We start from the raw sequence: 19,325 nt of genomic DNA, 5'->3' as shown, positions 1-19,325 counted from the left end.
TGTTAAGCACGCCGCCAGCGTTCGTCCTGAGCCAGGATCAAACTCTCAATAAAAAGTTTAATCTTAGCTTACTCAAATAAAGAATTGCTGGTTTACTTAAATGTATTTATCTTATTCTGTTCAATTTTCAAAGATCTTTGCTGTCTCTCGACCGCTTTCTTATCATAACATCATCAGCGCTTTTTGTCAACATTTATTTTTTATAAATTTTGAACTTTTTCGCTAATCTGTTTTGTCTCTCGGCGTTTCCCCCTCGCGACGAATATTATAATAACACGTTTTTAATATTCAATTATGTATTTAATACCTATTTAAAGTATTTATTTTTTATTTTCGCTATATTTCTATTAATTTCTCACAATTTCAATACTGGATACACCTGGAGCAGTTATCTTCTATATTTCTATTTATATATGTTCTAATACTAGAATAATACTTATTTTTTATCTTTATACTATATTATTCTGTAATATATAAGCGCTAAATATTTTATTATATCTAAAAAATAAAGCAGAAAATATATATCTACAATCTAATATATATTCTCTACTTTTTCTTTATATTCTATAATGAATTTACTACTTCTTTGAATCTTTTTCCTCTTACCATGAAGTTAGGGAACAAATCAAATGCTGCACAAGCTGGAGATAATGTAACTACATCACCACTTTTAGCTATTTTCTTAGCAAGCATTACAGCTCCTTCAAATGTATCTACTCTTTGAATATTAACTTTTATTCCTTTTTCAGCTTCTAATTTATCAAATGCTGCTTGAATTTTATCACTTGTAGCTCCAACAAGTATTAATTCCTTTATATATGGATATCCTTCATATGCTAATGGCTCAAATGGTATATGTTTATCATATCCACCTGCTATAAGAATCACTTTTTCATCAAATGCTTTAAGCCCTGCTAATGTTCTTGTTGGACTTGAAGCAATAGAGTCATTATAATATTTAACCCCATCTAATTCCCTTACTAGTTCACATCTATGTTCAACACCAGCAAAAGATTCAGCAACTTTTTTCATATTAGCAATAGAAACATCATCCATAGTTGCTAAAAATGCTGCTAAATAATTTTCTACATTATGCATACCTTTAATCACTATATCTTCTTTTCTACATACTTCAATTCCTTCTAAATATAGAACTCCATCTTTATAATATGCTCCATTTTCTATAACTCTCTTTGAACTAAATTCTTTTACTATTCCTTTAGCTTCTTTTTCAAATCCATAAGTAATATCATTTTCTCTATTTACTATTAATACATCATCTGCTTGTTGATATAAAAATATATTTTTCTTTGCATCTATATATTCCTGCATATCTTTATGCATATCTAAATGGTTAGGTGCTAAATTAGTGCATACTGCTACATTTATTTCTTCTTTCATGGTCATAAGCTGGAAGCTTGATAACTCTAATACCACTTTATCTTCATCCTTTATTTCTTCTATCTGAGCAAATAAAGGTGTTCCTATATTGCCTCCAACCCAAGTTTTATATCCTTCAGCTTCTAAAAGCTTAGATATTATAGTAGTTGTTGTTGTTTTTCCATCACTTCCTGTAACAGCAAATACTTTTCCTTTAGTATATTTAACGAACTCTTCCATTTCAGAAGTTACATATGCTCCTTCAGCTTTTACTCTAACTAGAGCATCACTATCTATTCTCATAGATGGAGTCTTAAACACAACCTCAAATCCAGTTAATTTATCTAAATATCCTTCTCCAAGTTCAAGTTTTACTCCTTTATTTTCAAAATCTACTGCCACTTCTCCAAGTTGTTCTTTAGTTTTCTTATCAAACGCAGTTACTTCAGCCCCCAACTTCAAAAGAAAATTAATTAGTGGTATATTACTAACACCAATTCCTACTACCGCAACCTTTTTTCCATATATATATCGTTTAAATTCACTAAAATTTCTTTTCATAAATATGCCTCCACTTTTAATTTATATGCTTAGTAACATTCCTGATTATATTTAATTTAATTATACCACCCCAATTATTCTTCTTCCATAAAAAACAGGCTACGAATCAATAAATTCGCAGCCTGTTTAATTAAAATTCTAAACTTTTTTCAATATAAGATTCTAATTCGCTAATTTTTATTCTTTCTTGTTCCATAGTGTCTCTATTTCTAATAGTAACAGCTTCATCTTCTAATGTGTCGAAGTCAATTGTTATACAGTATGGAGTACCAACTTCATCTTGTCTTCTATATCTCTTTCCGATACTTCCTGTTTCATCATAGTCAACATTAAACTTCTTGCTTAATTCAGCATATACTTCTGTTGCTTTTTCAGAAAGTTTCTTAGAAAGAGGTAATATAGCCGCTTTAAATGGAGCTAAAGCTGGATGTAAATGCATTACTGTTCTAACATCTCCACCTTCTAATTCTTCTTCATCATATGCTTCAATTAAGAATGCTAAAGCAACTCTATCTGCTCCTAATGATGGTTCTATAACATATGGTATATATTTTTCATTAGTTGTTTGATCTAAGTAGCTTAAATCTTGTCCTGAGTGTTCTTGGTGCTTAGTTAAGTCATAGTCAGTTCTATCTGCTATTCCCCAAAGTTCTCCCCATCCAAATGGGAATAAATATTCTATATCAGATGTTGCATTTGAATAGAATGATAATTCTTCTTCACCATGATCTCTCATTCTTAAGTTTTCTGGCTTAACATTTAAGTTAAGTAAGAAATTCCAGCAATAATCTTTCCAATATTTATGCCACTCTAAATCTGTTCCTGGCTTACAGAAGAATTCTAATTCCATTTGTTCGAATTCTCTAGTTCTGAAAGTAAAGTTACCTGGAGTTATTTCATTTCTGAATGATTTACCTATTTGAGCTATACCAAATGGTATTTTCTTTCTTGATGTTCTTTGAACAGCTTTAAAGTTTACAAATATACCTTGAGCTGTTTCTGGTCTTAAGTATATTTCTGATTTAGCATCTTCAGTAACACCTTGGAATGTTTTAAACATAAGATTGAACTTTCTTATATCTGTGTAGTTCATCTTTCCACATTTAGGGCATACTATATTGTGTTTTTCTATGTATTCCTTTAATTCTTCATTTGACCATCCGTCTGCGCTTGCTACTTCTACACCATTTGCTGTCATGTGATCTTCAACTAGCTTATCTGCTCTAAATCTAGCTTTACATTCTTTACAATCCATTAATGGATCTGAAAACCCACCAACGTGTCCTGATGCAACCCAAACTTCTCTATTCATTAAGATAGCTGAATCTAATCCTACATTATAAGGACTTTCTTGAACAAATTTTTTCCACCATGCTCTTTTAACATTATTTTTGAATTCTACACCTAATGGGCCGTAATCCCATGAGTTTGCAAGTCCACCATAGATTTCTGATCCTGGGAATACAAATCCTCTATTTTTGCATAGAGCTACTATTTTTTCCATTGTCTTTTCTACTGCCATTGATTATCCCTCCAAATATATTATTTAAGCACTATAACTAATTCAGTATATAGAACTTGTATTTAAACTAACTATTATTAAATAAAATAAAAAGACCCTAAGCACAAAGGGACGAAATTCTTATTCCGCGGTTCCACCCTTCTTGGCTTGAGCCCAACTTTCTTTACTACACTCAAAAGTTCCGTTCATCTAAAATCAATAATAACTTTCAGCTACCGTTATCTCTCTAAAAATGATTTTTAGACTACTCCTCTTTTTCATCATGCTATTTATTTATAAATTAATTTTAGCAAAACACCTTTATATGTCAAGATATTAAACTAATTTTTCTATCTTATTATCCAAACCATTATTTTCCTAAAAAAGGATAAAAAAAATGGCTCCGCGAAGAGGACTCGAACCTCCAACCTATCGGTTAACAGCCGAGTGCTCCACCATTGAGCTATCGCGGAACGTCATTACATAACTTATTATAACATATTTTAAAACTTATGCAACTCTTTTTTTAATATTTTTTTATTTTTTATGAATATAACTTACGCTTATATCTAAATAGATTAAACTCTATAAGTTACTATAGTATTATGAATACATTATACAACATTAGAAATAGCACACAAATCAAAATTCTTTTGGGGATTATATAACATAATCTATATATTCAATTTCTTTTAATAATAAATGAATATGATCTATATGCATATATCCCACAACATTACTACTTTTGATTTAAATTATAACTAATCAGTGAATCTTTTAAAAAGTAAAATAAATTTCTATAAAAATATTTAACTTTCTAACTATATAAATAGGGCAAATACTAATTTTATTATTCTTTACAATTCTTTATGACTTAGAGTTGATAAAAAGAAAATAGATATAAAAAATAAGCGTAAATATATTAATATTTACGCTATACTTACTTATTTAAAAAAGGATAAAAAAATGGCTCCGCGAAGAGGACTCGAACCTCCAACCTATCGGTTAACAGCCGAGTGCTCCACCATTGAGCTATCGCGGAACGTCATTACTTAATTTATTATAACAGATTTTTTTATTTATGCAACACTTTTTTTATATTTTTTTATATTTTTCTTTTAATCTACTAAAATGTATCCTTTTAAGAAATGATTTATCTTTAAAACACAAAAAATTCTAATTAATACATAAATGCTATCATATCTTTAATTTCAATAATGAAACCAACAACATTAAACACATATAATTTAAATATATACATATAGATTATTTAAATAAAAAAGCGTAAATATAAATTTACGCTTAAGTACTCATTATTAAAAAAAATGGCTCCGCGAAGAGGACTCGAACCTCCAACCTATCGGTTAACAGCCGAGTGCTCCACCATTGAGCTATCGCGGAACGTCATTACTTAATCTATTATAACAGACTTTTTCATTTATGCAATACTTTTTTTAAAATAATATAAAAAAATTAAGGCAATCTCTAAAAACATTTAGAAATTGCCTATAAAACTAGTTATTTTTTTGTGGTTTCATTGTTGGGAATAATATAACGTCTCTGATAGATGCTGAATCAGTTAAGAACATTATAAGTCTATCTATTCCTATTCCAAGACCTCCTGTAGGTGGCATACCTGTTTCAAGAGCGCTCATGAATTGTTCATCTAATAGATAAGCTTCATCATCGCCTAGTTCTCTTTCTTTAGCTTGTTGTTCGAATCTTTGTCTTTGAACTATAGGGTCATTTAATTCTGAATAAGCATTACCTAATTCTCTACCAAATACGAATGCTTCAAATCTTTCAGTAAATGCAGCATTTCCTCTCTTCTTCTTAGTTAATGGAGAGTTTTCAACAGGATAATCCATAACAAATGTTGGTTGGATCATCTTTTCTTCACCAAATTCTTCATATAAAGCAACTAAAACTTCGCCTTTTGTTACAGTATTTAATGGCTTAGGGAATTCTAAGTTCTTTTCTTTAGCTATAGCTTGTGCTTCTTCATCTGATTTAATTTCTGCAAAGTCTATTCCTGCATATTCTTTAACTACATCTACCATAGTAACTCGTCTCCATGGTGGCATGAAGTCTATTTCAGTTCCTTGATAATTAACTTTAGTAGTTCCGTTTACTTTTTCGCAAACATAAGCTACCATATTTTCTGTTATTTCCATCATATCATTATAATCAGAGTATGCTTCATATAATTCTATTGCAGTAAATTCTGGATTATGTCTAACATCCATACCTTCATTTCTAAAGTTTCTTCCGATTTCATATACTTTATCAAATCCAGCAACTATTAATCTCTTTAAATATAATTCTGGAGCAATTCTTAAGTACATATCCATATCTAAAGTATTATGATGAGTTACAAATGGTCTTGCAGCAGCTCCTCCAGCTATTGGTGAAAGGATTGGAGTTTCAACTTCTAAGAATCCTCTAGTATCTAAGAATTCTCTAATAGCTGTGATTATTTGACTTCTCTTTATAAATGTTTCTTTAACTTGTGGATTAGTGATTATATCAACTTCTCTTTGTCTGTATCTTAAATCAGGATCCTTTAATCCATGGAACTTTTCTGGTAATGGTTTTAATGATTTACTTGTTAATTCAAATGAATTTACATTTATAGTAACTTCCTCAGTTCTTGTTTTAAATACTTCACCTGTAGCAACTACCCAGTCACCAATATCAAAAGTCTTATATTCTTTTAAATTTTCTTCTCCAACTTTATCAATCTTTAAGAATAATTGTATCTTTCCATCTCTATCATGTATATCTGAAAATACAACCTTACCTTGACCTCTTTTAGACATTATTCTTCCAGCAACAGTAACTTCTTTACCTTCTAATTCGTCATAGTTTTCTTTAACTTCTGCTGATGTATGAGTTCTGTTTACTTTATAAACATCAAAAGGATCCTTCCCTGCTTCTTGTAAATCAGCTAATTTTTGTCTTCTTAGAGCCTCTTGTTCACTATATTGAGATTCTAACTCCTGCATACTCATTTCTTCTGTTGACATTTTGTTACCTCCAATTAACTTCTACTTATTTCTAATATTTCAAACTTATTCACTCCATCTGGAACTTGAACTTCTACTATTTCACCTATTTTTTTACCTATTAAAGCTTTTCCAACTGGTGATTCATTTGATATCTTAAAATTCATAGGGTCTGCTTCTGCTGAACCTACAATTGTATATTCTACTTCTTCATCAAATTCAAAGTCTTTAACTTTTACTTTTGATCCAACTGAAACAATATCATTTGGAATTTCTGATTCATCTACAACTATAGCATTTTTTAACATATTTTCTAATGTTACTATTCTACCTTCTGTAAATGCCTGGTCATTTTTAGCTTCATCATATTCAGAGTTTTCGCTTAAATCTCCATATCCTAAAGCTACTTTTATTTTTTCAGTTATTTCTTTTCTTTTAACTGTTTTTAAGTACTCTAATTCATCTTCTAATTTTTTGACACCTTCATAAGTCATTACATATTGTTTCTTTTCGCTCATATATTTTACTCCCCTTTGAAAACCTTATTTTTTATAATATATTAATATAAGAAACTTGGTTATATTATTCTAGACTAGCTAAGATAAACTCTGTTAAAAATATAGCAGAGCTTAGTTTATACATATATATCTAAGAACGCTTTAAATAAGCCATTCTTGAAATCATTTAACTAATTATAAATCAGCATATATAATATGTCAACAAATCCAAGACAGCACAACGCCAGTGTACTCAAATTACACTTTCCTTAGTTTCATTATTCTATTATTATAACATCAATCTAAAAATCTATACTATCTATATTTTTCTATCTCTTAAATTCACTCATATATTCTCTTAAAATTTCAATAACTTTACTGCTATCATCTAAAACATTAATCTCATTTCTTATGTCAGTGCATCTTGGAAGACCTTTTATGTACCATGATGCATGTTTTCTCATTTCTCTTATTGCTTTGTACTCACCATCATATTTTATAGCTAACTGATAATGCCTTATACACATTTCAATTCTTTCTCTTTCAGTGATTTCTGGAATATTTTCTCCTTTTAATGCACTTTCAATCTGCTTAAAAATCCATGGATTACCTTGGCTTCCTCTTGCAACCATTATTCCATCGCAATTTGTAATTTCCTTCATTCTTAGAGCATCTTCTGCACTAAATATATCTCCATTACCTATTACTGGTACAGAAACACTTTCCTTAACTTTTCTTATTATATCCCAGTCAGCTTTTCCTTGATACATTTGCTGCTTAGTTCTACCATGAACAGCAATAGCATCAACTCCTGCATCTTCTAAAGTTTTAGCAAATTCTACAGCATTTATATTATTTTCATCAAAACCCTTTCTGAATTTAACAGTAACTGGCTTTGTAGATATTTTCTTTATTGCTCTAACAATATCAGCTGCAAGTTCAGGTTCTTTCATCAAAGCTGATCCCTCACCATTTTTAGTTATTTTTTGTACTGGACAGCCCATATTTATATCCACTATGGCAATATCATCTCTATGATTAAAATGTTTTTCAACCATAGCCGCCATTATTTCAGGTTCACGCCCAAAAATTTGTACTGCAACTGGTTTCTCTTCATCTGCAATTCTAAGTAATGATTGTGTATTTTCACTTCCATAATATAAAGCTTTTGCGCTTACCATTTCAGTATAAACAAGACCACAGCCCATTTCTTTACACAATCCTCTGAATGATATATCAGTAACACCTGCCATTGGTGCTAAGAACACATTATTATCAAAGGTTAAATTTCCTATTTTCATTTAGAGTTTACTCCTTATTCTTTTCGTATAGTATCTTTAAACCTTCTAAAGTTAGATCAGAATCAACCTTATCTATAGCCTTAGTTTCTTTAGCAATTAAATTGGCTAATCCACCTGTCGCTATAACTAAAGGCTCTTCCTTAAACTTAGATTTTTTCATTTCTTCTTTCATTTTTTTAACTATATATTCAACTTGCCCAACATATCCAAATAAAATACCAGCTTGCATACTTGAAACTGTATTTTTGCAGATTATGCTTTTAGGTACTTCTAATTCTACTCTTGGAAGCTTAGCAGCTCTCTCAAATAGAGCATCAGATGAAATTCTTATTCCTGGACAAATACATCCACCAAGATAATCTCCATTTTCTCTTACTGCACAGAAAGTAGTTGCTGTACCAAAGTCTATTATTATGACAGGTTTCTTATATATTTCATAAGCTGCAACAGCATTTACTATTCTGTCTGCTCCAACTTCTCTAGGATTATCATATTTAATATTAATTCCAGTTTTTATACCAGGACCAACAATTATAGGCTCATGGCCAAAACATTTTCTAAGCATATTTTCTAAAGAATGCATTATATTAGGTACAACTGAAGATACTATAACACCTTCAATATCTTTAGAATCTATATTACTTAAATTAAAAAGCTGCATAACTTGAATGCTGAATTCATCAGATGTTTTTCCTGCATCACTAGAAATACGCCAGCTAGCAACATATTCTTTTCCATCATGTACCCCTAGAACAATATTGGTATTACCTGCATCAACAAGCAAAATCATTAAAAGCACCACCTTAATAATAGTTAAATTAAAAGCAGCCCAAAGAGCTGCTTTTATATAGAAAATCATTTAAAAATAACACTTTAATTTTAACAATTTCTAATTTTTTGTCAATAGTTTAAGGAAGATTTTAGAATAAGCCTACTATCTCTCCATTTTTTAAAATATCCATCCTATTGGCTGCTGGAATCCTTGGTAATCCAGGCATAGTCATTATATTTCCAGTAAGAGCAACTATAAATCCTGCTCCATTAGATACTTTTACTTCTTTTACAGTAATATCAAAACCTTCTGGTCTTCCTAAAAGACTTGGATCGTCAGATAAAGAATATTGAGTTTTAGCCATACATATTGGAAGCTTATCTAAATCAAACTTTTTTAATTCAGCAATTTGTTTTTTAGCTCCTGGTGTATAATTTACTTTATCAGCCCCATAAATTTCTTTAGCTATTACAGATATTTTTTCTTCTATAGAAGCTTTTTCATCATAAATTGGTCTAAAATCAGATTTATTATTTTCTAAAACTTCAAGAACTATTTCTCCAAGTTCTATTCCACCATCTCCTCCTTTAGCCCATACATCACTTAATGCAACCTTTACACCTATTTTGTCACAAAAATCTTTAATATATTTAACTTCTTCTTCACTGTCTGAAACAAATTTATTTATTGCCACAACAGGAGTAATATTGAATTTCTTTATATTTTCTATTTGCTTTTCTAAATTAGAAATGCCTTTTGCTAAAGCTTCTACATTAGGTACACTAAGCTCATCTTTTCCTACCCCACCATGATGTTTTAATGCTCTTATTGTAGCAACAATTACAACACAATCAGGTCTTAAATTTCCGTATCTACATTTAATATCAAAGAATTTTTCTGCTCCAAGATCAGCACCAAATCCTGCTTCTGTTATAGCAACATCCCCAAGTTTTAATGCTAATTTAGTTGCCATTATGGAATTACATCCATGAGCAATATTTGCAAATGGTCCTCCATGAATTAATGCAGGAGTATTTTCTAATGTTTGAACTAAATTTGGCTTTATAGCATCTTTCATTAATAATGCCATAGCTCCTTGAACTTCTAATTGCTTTGCATAAACTGGTTCACCATCTAAGTTATATCCTATAACTATGTTTCCCATTCTTTCTTTAAGATCTTCTAAATCACTTGCAAGGCATAAAATAGCCATTATTTCAGATGCAACAGTTATAGTAAATCCATCTTCTCTTACAAATCCATTAACTTTTCCACCCATTCCAACTACAATATTTCTTAGGGCTCTATCATTCATATCCATAACTCTCTTAAAAGTTATTCTTCTTGAATCAATTCTTAATTCATTACCTTGATGAATATGATTATCTATAGCTGCACATAAAAGATTATTTGCACTTGTTATAGCATGCATATCACCTGTAAAATGTAAATTTATATCTTCCATAGGTACTACCTGTGCATATCCACCACCTGCAGCTCCACCTTTTATACCAAATACAGGTCCAAGAGATGGTTCTCTTAATGCTATAACAGCTTTCTTACCCATTTTATTAAGTGCCTGACCAAGCCCTACTGTTACAGTTGATTTACCTTCACCTGCTGGAGTAGGATTTATAGCAGTAACAAGAACTAATTTTCCATTATCATCATCTTTAACTTTATCATATACATCTAAAGAAATTTTACATTTATATTTTCCATAGTACTCAATATCCTCTTCACTAAGATTTAGCTTTTCGGCAATATTTTTTATTGGTTCCATTTTTGCTTCTTGAGCAATTTGAATATCACTTTTCATTCTAAAATTCCTCCTAATTATATGTAACATTTTATTTCTCATGAACGTTCGTATTTAAATTATACCATTTTCGCCTATTTTATAGAAGTTTTTTCGAATATTAAATTTATTTTTTATTTTATTATTCGTAAATGTTTGTTTTAAAAAAGACTTATCAGTTTATTATTACTGATAAGCCTCAAAATTAATTATTAGAAAATATTTCTTCAAACTCATTTGCATCTAATTTTTCTTTTTCAATTAGCGCTTGAGCTACAGCATGAAGTTTATTTATATTATCCTTTAATAAACTATTTGCTTTCTCATATGCTTCATCAATAAACTTCTTAATTTCTTTATCCATTTTAGCACCAAGTTCTTCACTAAAGTCTCTTCCTTTTCCAAAATCTCTTCCAAGGAATACTTCATCATGACCTGAGTTAAATGATATAGTACCTATTTCTTCACTCATCCCATATTCCATAACCATGCTTTTTGCAATACTACTTGCTCTATCAATATCATTCTTAGCACCAGTACTTATATCTCCCATTATAAGTTGCTCAGCAACTCTTCCTCCTAATAATCCAACCATTTCATCCTTAAGTTTAGATTTAGATGTATAAGAAGTATCTTGTTCTGGTAAATGCATAGTATATCCACCAGCTCTTCCTCTTGGAATTATACTTATTTCATGAACTGGATCACAGTTTGGAAGTAGCCTCATTACAACTGCATGGCCTGCTTCATGGTAAGCTGTAAGTTTTTTATCATGCTCAGTAATCACTCTACTCTTCTTTTCCGGACCTGCAATTACTCTAGTTATTGCTTCTTCCATTTCTTCCATAGAAATAACTTTCTTATTTCTTCTTACTGCTAACAGTGCTGCTTCATTAGCTAGATTTTCTAAATCTGCACCTGCAAAGCCTGGTGTTCTTTTTGCTAAAACTTTTAATTCTACATCATCACCTAAAGGTTTCTTCTTTGTATGAACTTTAAGAATTTCTTCTCTTCCTTTTACATCTGGAGTCCCAACAACTATCTGTCTATCAAATCTACCTGGTCTAAGTAATGCTGGATCTAATATATCTGGTCTATTAGTTGCAGCTATCATTATAATTCCTTCATTAGCTCCAAAACCATCCATTTCAACAAGAAGTTGATTTAGTGTCTGTTCTCTTTCGTCATGTCCTCCACCAAGACCTGCACCTCTTTGTCTACCTACAGCATCTATTTCATCAATAAATACAATACAAGGTGAATTTTTCTTAGCTTCTTCAAACATACTTCTTACTCTAGATGCTCCAACTCCAACGAACATCTCAACAAAATCAGAACCTGATATACTGAAGAATGGTACTCCAGCTTCACCAGCTATTGCTTTTGCTAATAATGTCTTACCTGTTCCTGGAGGTCCTACTAAAAGAACTCCTTTTGGAATCCTAGCACCCATCTGAATATATTTTGCAGGTAATTTTAAGAAATCAACTATTTCTTCAAGTTCAGCTTTTTCTTCATCAGCCCCAGCTACATCAGCAAATGTAACACTTTGGCTATCAGGAGTCATCATTTTAGCTTTGTTTTTACCAAAATTCATTACTCCTCTTCCACCACCGCCACCTTGTGACTGTTGAGAAAAAATAAAGAAAAAAGTAAATATAACAACTGCCATTAAAATACATGGAAGTAATGTTGCAACCCACGTAGCATTATTTGATGGTGGTTCAAATGTAACTTTAACATTAGTTTTTGGATTTTCCTCAATTAAAGAATTGACTAATTCCCCAGGTACACAGCTTGAAAAAGCTTTCCCATCAGTTGTTTTTCCTTCAATCGTCATTTTATCTTCCTTGATGTTAACGCTTTGTATTTCATCTGCATCCCACTTTTGTACGAATGCACTGTAAGATATATCATTAGAAGTTTTCCCGTTCTGCCATAAAGTAAGTGCTGCTAACACTAACATAACTGAACATACAATCCATACAGCTGCACTTGAATATTTTTTCATTCAAGGCCCCCCTCTCTAATTACATTAAAATTTTAACATAGACATATTTTGTTTACAATATTTTCTAATTTTATTTTTTATATATTTCAGGTTTTAATATCCCTATATATGGTAAGTTTCTATACTTTTCTGCATAATCTATCCCATAACCTACAATAAACTCATCTGGAACTTCAAATCCCATATATTTAACATCAATTTCTACTTTTCTTCTAGCTTGTTTATTTAACAAAGATACAATTTCTATTCCAATTGCTTTTCTAGCTTTAAGATATTTAAGAAGATAATTAAGAGTAACTCCTGTATCTACTATATCCTCAACTATTAAAACATGCTTTCCTTCAATATTTTGGTCTAAATCCTTTAAAATTTTAACTATTCCTGATGTCTCAGTTGAATTACCATAACTTGATACCGCCATAAAATCTATTTCACAAGGTATTGTTATATTCTTTATTAATTCTGCTGCAAATATTACAGAACCTTTCAAAATGCCTACAACAACTAAATCTTTTCCTTTATAATCTTCACTTATTTTTTTTGCAAGCTCTTTTATCTTTGCGCTTAAAATTTCTTCTGAAAATAATATTTCTTGTAAATCTTCCTTCATTCCTAGTATTCCTTTCTTTTTACATTCATTATTAATATTTTCTTAGTATCACTTGTCACCTTATACTCATCTGATACTCTTAATCCTACAATCCACGAAATTTTATTATCAAAACATACTATAGGAATAATATCACGCTCTTCTTTTGGGATTTTCATATTTATAAAGATATCTTTAAGTTTTTTACTTCCAGTCATGCCTAATGGAATAATTTTATCGCCATCTTTTCGAGTTCTTATAATGATTTCTTTTTGAATTTTATCAAAATCAAAGTATTTTTCATAATTATTCCTTTTTAAGTTTAATTTCGTTTTTTGACTATTATCTACAATAGAAAACTTAAAACTATATTCTCCAAATTCAACTAAATGTGTATCTATATTATCTATTGGTAAATTTATTTCAGTTATATTGCAGTTAATATCTTTATCCATTTTACTTTTTATGTATATATCACCATAAATATTCTCTGCATAAATCTTATTTGGTAAATCTACAATTTTTCCTGTTCCATTTTGGGCCAGATTATATATTTCATAAATATGTCTCATCTCAAAATCATAATGAGTTTTAGAAAAATTAGTTACAGCATTTCTAATAATTCTAGTTACCATGGCTTCATTTTCATCAAAAACTTCCTCTTTAATTATAAAATATTCTGGTTTCTCAATGCAATATTTCTTATACATATCCATGGATAATTGTTCAATAAATTCATTATCCTTCTGTAATAAAACTGCCATTCTATTTAATGTTTGAACTATATCCTCATTAAAATTCTTTTTAATATATGGAAGCATATCTAATCTAATTTTATTTCTGTTATAAATTTTTTCAAAATTAGTCTTATCTATTCTCGGTTCCAATTGATTCGTATGGATATATTCTTCTACTTCCTGCCTACTCAAACACAATATTGGTCTTATAATATTGTCTCTCTTAGTCTTTATTCCACCTAATCCTTCTAACCCAGTACCTCTCATTAATCTAAATAATATTGTTTCTGCTTGATCATTAGCATTATGAGCTGTCGCAATTTTTGTATATCCATGTTCTTTTATAATTTCATCAAAAAAATTATATCTAACAATTCTGCCTGCCATTTCAGACGATAATTTTTCTTTTTTAGAATATTCATTTATATTCACTTGTTTTGTGAAACATTCTACATTCATTTGTTTACATATATCAATTACATACTGCTCATCTTCCATAGCATCTTTTCCTCTTAACATGTGATTCAAATGAGCAGCTCCCAACTCTATATTCAATTCATCTTTCAATTTAAACAAAATATTTAATAAGCATACTGAATCTGGTCCTCCAGAAAGAGCAATAAGGACTTTATCTCCGGATTCTATTAACTTATTATCTCTAATATAAGATAGTACTTTTTTATACAATAATACACACTTCCTAATTTATTAATTATTTTTTTTAACACTATATCTTATATTTTACGTATATCTATTTTAAATGTAAACATTATTATATCTATTCAAAAAATATTCAAATACAAATAGCCAATTTAAAAACTAATATTTATTAGTTTTTAAATCAGCTCTTATATTATTCAGCAACATAAATCTTCGATACGATTACTGTCATATCATCTTTAATTTCTTTTCCACTAAGCTTTTTAGCTTTTTGTAATATTTTTTCTGACAAAGTTTTTGGATCATCATTTACTTGCTTTAAATATTCTTCAAGCCATATAAAGTTTTCATTAGCAAACTTATCAATATCCAGTATTCCATCACTAATGCTTACTAGTATATCTCCTGCTTTTAATTGTCCTTTTATATACTCAACCTCCACCTCATCTACAAGACCAAATGGAAGATTTTTAGAATTAATTGCTTTTACCACATTACCTCTTTTTATAAAAGTTGGTGCTGCTCCAATCTTTACAAATGTAGCTTCACCATCATATAAATTGATTTTACTAAAGTCTAATGTAGCATACTTCTCATCTTCTGCAAATTTCATTCCCATCATTGAATTAACAGTATTAATTGTTTTATCTTCATCAAATCCAGCTTCCATAAACTTTTCTACAAGTTCAACTGTAGATTTACTCTCTTTACTTGCTTCTGGACCAAAACCCATACCATCACTCAATATAGTTGTATAATATCCATCATTTGTATTTCCAAAAGTATAACTATCTCCAGTTTGTACTTCTCCACTTTTAGGAATAAATGCACCATAAGAAACAATCGAGTATTTAGGTGCTTCTTCTATTGTTACTATACATTCCTTAGTTTCACTATTTATATTATAGCTATCATCACGTACACACAGCTTCTTTCTTGTAAGATTATTTAAAATAGGAATTATATTCTTGGTACAATATTCATTAACATTACCATCGCACTCGTCTATATTCAATTTAATTTTATTTTTTCCATCTGCATCTATATAACAAAATACACTATTATATTGAATGCTCATTCTATTAAGTTCCTTTTTTACTCTCCTTTCCATATCCAAATCTACCATTACATTTTTCTTAAAATCATTTAATATATTATCAATTGAATTCATTACATTACTTACATGCTCTGATAATATTCTTCTTCCTTCTGCCAGCCTATTTTTTATAGTTTCATCTACTGTATAATTATTAATTATAGCTTCAGTATTTTTTACCAATGTAAAATTCTGCACACACTTTCTTTGTAAGTCCTTTGGTACTTCAACTTTTCCTTCCTCATAGTTTTGGATTAATTTCTGAAAAGCATTAAAGGTCTGGTTAAATTCTAGTTCCCAGCAAGATGATTTATTTTCACATTTAGAACAACACCTATCTGCCAGATTTTCTACTAATGCACTTCCTTTATTTTTAATTAATAAATTTTCATTCTCAGTTGAATCTCCAAGATATTTAGATACAGCTGATAATACTTCTGTAAGTTCTTTTAATTTTATAGAAAATTCATCTTTTATACTTTCAAGCTGAGCATCTACCGTATAATTTTTTTTGTTCTCTAAATTCACTTCACTTTCATATTTATTTATTAATGACCTCGGTATAAACATGAATAGTACGCAACTAGATAAAATTTCAATTCCAAATTTGAATGTCAATTCATTAGAATATAAACCTAATGCAACATAAATAACAATTGCCGCTAATATCGAAAAAAGTTTACCAGTATCTTTAAATATCCCTACAATAAGACCCCCCACACCATAAAAACCTATACACGACATCATATCATTAGTAGAAACTCCAAGTATTATACCCATTGCTACTCCTATCATTGCTCCATAAGCTGCTCCTCCAATATAAGCAATACATAGAACTAAGGTTAATGCAAATATACTTTTTATGGAATAATCATATACAGACAGATTACCAATTCCAGCTACAAGTAAACAAAATAGTATACATATACTGACCATCTGCTCTGTAGAAAATATCCTATTTATTTTTATTTCTTCTAAGGAGTCAATTGAATATTTTATTACATAATATATGGGCATAATAACTATAGTTTCAACTAAACATAATGTAATGTTAACTCCTAAGTCGTATAAATTAATTATCATACCGTATACAAAGAAGCTAGCAAGTATTAAAAAGAATCCTAATATCTCTTTTTTTCTATTCCTTGAAACCTTTAATATCATATAAATCGCTGTTAATACTATAACCGATGTTAAATACATATTCTTATCTATAAGTGTATCTTGTATAGAAAAATACCCTAATCCCACACCTAAAGCTGCAATAAAATTATTTTTTCTATTATTATTCATAATAATTGCCAGTAAAAATGCTAACCCAAATGGAGCTATACCTTTACTATTAGAATTATTTAATAATAAATTTACTCTTCCTAGTAATAATCCTGCTACAAAAATATATCCCGTTGTTCTTACATTAAGGCTTGTGAACAAATTCCTTTTTACTCCACCAGACTTTTTTATCTCCTCGCATTTATCAACATTCAAACCATACTGCACTTTTCTCCCCTCACTTCCAAATAATTTATCTAGATTATAGCATTGGCTTTTTAAGATAAATGTCAGAAGATGGTTTCACAAAAAAATATTCATAGGACAACTTAAACTAAAATTCTCTAATATTTAATAATTTAATATCTTATTTTCTTAATTTCAAATTCGAGTAAAGTTTTATCAACTGTACATACCAATATAGACTATTCAATATTTATATTTTTATATGGATCCATTATTTTTGTCGTTAATACTTATTTATTAGAAATTTTTAAAATATTATTTTTTCATAAAAATCATCTATAAAGCATACTATTATATTTGCTTAATAATTTAAAATCCTTACTTACAAAAATAGAGCTGCTCTTAAATTAATAAACAGCAACTCTAAACTTTTTATATCATATTAAATATATCCCAGTTCCTTCATAATAAAAATCCAAATAAAAATTGTAAAAACGGATATTGCAGATGTAAATACCACAAGCTGTCCTGCAAGTTCACCATCAGCCTCCATCTGCTCTGCCATAGTAAACGAAGAAACAGCTGTTGGTGCTGCAAGCATTATAATAAGAGTAGCAAGTTCTATATTTCTAAATCCAACATTTATAGCTATAGGCACAAATATAATAGGTACAGCAATTAATTTTCCAAATACCCCTATAGCAATTTGTCTAATATTATGTGCTATTTCATCAAACTCAAAACTTCCGCCTAATATTATTAATGCTAACGGTGTAGCAATCTTAGATATATCGTTTATACTCTTTTCTAAAAAATAAGGAAGCTTTACACCTGCAAATAATAATATTAATCCAAATACAGATGATAATATTAGTGGGTTAGTTATTATACCTTGCATAATTTTTTTAACATCTATTTCTCCTCCCCTAAAGATTTCTAAAACAATTACTGCCAAGAAATTAAATATAGGAACTATAATAGCAATAAGCATTGATGTTACTCCTGCACTTTCATCACCAAATAATGATGTTATTACAGGTAATCCAAAAAGTACAAAATTACTCCTAAATATTGCCTGTATCAACACTCCACGTCTTTTATTTTCTTTTTCAATAATTAAAATTATAATAGTAGCTAATATACATACTAAAAATATGGATACTAGAGCAAATATTATAAATTTAGCATTTATAGCCTCATCTAGTCTTGTCTTGTATACATTATAGAATAATAATAAAGGTAGAAAAGTTTTAAATGTAACACTATTCATTACCTTTAGAGTATGTGTATCTATTAACTTTAATTTCTTTATGAAATATCCAAACATAATATTTATGAATAATGGCACTACTACGTTAAATGATAATATAAAATTTTTCATAATTTCTCTCCCCGATTACTTACCATGTAATTTTTACTATTTTTATAATTATATATAAATATTATCCTTTAAACTTTTTATTTTCAATTATCATAAATGTATTTTTTTATAAAAAAGTGGCTACGCCACGCTCCTTCGGAGAAAATATTTCAAATTAATTAAAAAAACCATAGAGTTTTCAAATCCTCTATGGTTTTCACTTTATAATTTATAAGTTTTTCCATGTACACCAGTATATTTTTTAGGTCTCATTATACCGCCGCATTTTTCGCATGAAAAACAAGGGGGTTCATCTATATTACTTTGATCCATTTCATCAAAATATTCTACAACCTCCTTCGGTACCTTTTCTTCATATGCGCATTGTACACAAATATATAGTATTTCTTCTTTATTCATTATATTGTCCTCCAACTACGTTGTTGTCGGATTTATTCTACCATACATTATCCCTTTTGTAAGTGCATAAAGTTCAATAGCTTTTTCTAATTTATTTTTTTGCTCATTAATAAACTTTTTCCTCAAATACTCCCTAATAGAGCCATACCGATAATAAACTATGTCATGAAACTTCATTC

The 19,325-nt window shown here is 29.4% G+C and carries 13 protein-coding genes, 3 tRNA genes and 1 other annotated feature; all 16 genes read right to left on the bottom strand.

The window, feature by feature from the left end; genetic code table 11:
- Positions 1-564 precede the first annotated feature (564 nt).
- Positions 565-1,941: a UDP-N-acetylmuramoyl-L-alanine--D-glutamate ligase gene (murD, locus tag HF850_RS14020; protein WP_169106053.1), complete on the bottom strand. Its 1,377-nt coding sequence runs from the start codon at positions 1,939-1,941 to the stop codon at positions 565-567.
- A gap of 130 nt (positions 1,942-2,071) precedes the next feature.
- Entirely contained in the window at positions 2,072-3,463 is a 1,392-nt protein-coding gene (locus tag HF850_RS14015) for a glycine--tRNA ligase (RefSeq protein ID WP_169106052.1), read from the bottom strand.
- A 104-nt stretch (positions 3,464-3,567) separates the two neighbouring features.
- Positions 3,568-3,733: a binding site (T-box leader), on the bottom strand.
- A gap of 107 nt (positions 3,734-3,840) precedes the next feature.
- Positions 3,841-3,915 (bottom strand) — tRNA-Asn (locus tag HF850_RS14010).
- A 494-nt stretch (positions 3,916-4,409) separates the two neighbouring features.
- Positions 4,410-4,484 (bottom strand) — tRNA-Asn (locus tag HF850_RS14005).
- Positions 4,485-4,768: 284 nt separating this feature from the next.
- Positions 4,769-4,843, bottom strand: a tRNA-Asn gene (locus HF850_RS14000).
- Between the two features lie 113 nt (positions 4,844-4,956).
- Positions 4,957-6,468: a lysine--tRNA ligase gene (lysS, locus tag HF850_RS13995; protein ID WP_169106051.1), complete on the bottom strand. Its 1,512-nt coding sequence runs from the start codon at positions 6,466-6,468 to the stop codon at positions 4,957-4,959.
- A gap of 14 nt (positions 6,469-6,482) precedes the next feature.
- Positions 6,483-6,965, bottom strand: coding sequence for a transcription elongation factor GreA (greA, locus tag HF850_RS13990; RefSeq protein WP_169106050.1), 483 nt, complete (start codon positions 6,963-6,965; stop codon positions 6,483-6,485).
- Positions 6,966-7,273: 308 nt separating this feature from the next.
- Positions 7,274-8,245: a tRNA dihydrouridine synthase DusB gene (gene dusB / locus HF850_RS13985; RefSeq protein ID WP_169106049.1), complete on the bottom strand. Its 972-nt coding sequence runs from the start codon at positions 8,243-8,245 to the stop codon at positions 7,274-7,276.
- 7 nt (positions 8,246-8,252) lie between these two features.
- Positions 8,253-9,035 carry a type III pantothenate kinase gene (locus HF850_RS13980; protein WP_169106048.1) on the bottom strand — a complete coding sequence of 261 codons (783 nt, stop codon included), beginning with the start codon at positions 9,033-9,035 and terminating at the stop codon, positions 8,253-8,255.
- Between the two features lie 130 nt (positions 9,036-9,165).
- Positions 9,166-10,836 (bottom strand): formate--tetrahydrofolate ligase, encoded by a 1,671-nt coding sequence (locus HF850_RS13975; RefSeq protein ID WP_169106047.1) that lies wholly within the window; start codon positions 10,834-10,836, stop codon positions 9,166-9,168.
- A 184-nt stretch (positions 10,837-11,020) separates the two neighbouring features.
- Positions 11,021-12,826: an ATP-dependent zinc metalloprotease FtsH gene (gene ftsH / locus HF850_RS13970; protein ID WP_169106046.1), complete on the bottom strand. Its 1,806-nt coding sequence runs from the start codon at positions 12,824-12,826 to the stop codon at positions 11,021-11,023.
- Between the two features lie 70 nt (positions 12,827-12,896).
- The gene (hpt, locus tag HF850_RS13965) at positions 12,897-13,436 is read right to left on the bottom strand and encodes a hypoxanthine phosphoribosyltransferase (RefSeq protein WP_169106045.1); all 540 of its coding nucleotides are present in this window, start codon (positions 13,434-13,436) and stop codon (positions 12,897-12,899) included.
- Between the two features lie 2 nt (positions 13,437-13,438).
- The gene (tilS, locus tag HF850_RS13960) at positions 13,439-14,839 is read right to left on the bottom strand and encodes a tRNA lysidine(34) synthetase TilS (protein WP_169106044.1); all 1,401 of its coding nucleotides are present in this window, start codon (positions 14,837-14,839) and stop codon (positions 13,439-13,441) included.
- A 166-nt stretch (positions 14,840-15,005) separates the two neighbouring features.
- Complete coding sequence (gene spoIIE / locus HF850_RS13955) at positions 15,006-17,408, bottom strand: stage II sporulation protein E (protein WP_169106043.1); 2,403 nt, start codon at positions 17,406-17,408, stop codon at positions 15,006-15,008.
- 400 nt (positions 17,409-17,808) lie between these two features.
- Positions 17,809-18,747 (bottom strand): AEC family transporter, encoded by a 939-nt coding sequence (locus HF850_RS13950; protein ID WP_169106042.1) that lies wholly within the window; start codon positions 18,745-18,747, stop codon positions 17,809-17,811.
- 201 nt (positions 18,748-18,948) lie between these two features.
- The gene (locus tag HF850_RS13945; protein ID WP_169106041.1) at positions 18,949-19,146 is read right to left on the bottom strand and encodes a hypothetical protein; all 198 of its coding nucleotides are present in this window, start codon (positions 19,144-19,146) and stop codon (positions 18,949-18,951) included.
- Positions 19,147-19,325 lie beyond the last annotated feature (179 nt).

The sequence above is a fragment of the Clostridium sp. SM-530-WT-3G genome, assembly GCF_012843905.1.
Lineage (GTDB): Bacteria > Bacillota > Clostridia > Clostridiales > Clostridiaceae > Clostridium.
This window is presented reverse-complemented; position numbering and strand designations above follow the sequence as displayed.

Excerpts from the sequence above, each read along its gene's own strand:
- greA (WP_169106050.1), bottom strand. The coding sequence starts at position 6,965 with ATGAGCGAAAAGAAACAATATGTAATGACTTATGAAGGTGTCAAAAAA.
- dusB (WP_169106049.1), bottom strand. The coding sequence starts at position 8,245 with ATGAAAATAGGAAATTTAACCTTTGATAATAATGTGTTCTTAGCACCA.
- HF850_RS13980 (WP_169106048.1), bottom strand. The coding sequence starts at position 9,035 with ATGATTTTGCTTGTTGATGCAGGTAATACCAATATTGTTCTAGGGGTA.
- ftsH (WP_169106046.1), bottom strand. The coding sequence starts at position 12,826 with ATGAAAAAATATTCAAGTGCAGCTGTATGGATTGTATGTTCAGTTATG.
- HF850_RS13975 (WP_169106047.1), bottom strand. The coding sequence starts at position 10,836 with ATGAAAAGTGATATTCAAATTGCTCAAGAAGCAAAAATGGAACCAATA.
- hpt (WP_169106045.1), bottom strand. The coding sequence starts at position 13,436 with ATGAAGGAAGATTTACAAGAAATATTATTTTCAGAAGAAATTTTAAGC.
- HF850_RS13950 (WP_169106042.1), bottom strand. The coding sequence starts at position 18,747 with ATGAAAAATTTTATATTATCATTTAACGTAGTAGTGCCATTATTCATA.
- murD (WP_169106053.1), bottom strand. The coding sequence starts at position 1,941 with ATGAAAAGAAATTTTAGTGAATTTAAACGATATATATATGGAAAAAAG.
- HF850_RS14015 (WP_169106052.1), bottom strand. The coding sequence starts at position 3,463 with ATGGCAGTAGAAAAGACAATGGAAAAAATAGTAGCTCTATGCAAAAAT.
- HF850_RS13945 (WP_169106041.1), bottom strand. The coding sequence starts at position 19,146 with ATGAATAAAGAAGAAATACTATATATTTGTGTACAATGCGCATATGAA.
- lysS (WP_169106051.1), bottom strand. The coding sequence starts at position 6,468 with ATGTCAACAGAAGAAATGAGTATGCAGGAGTTAGAATCTCAATATAGT.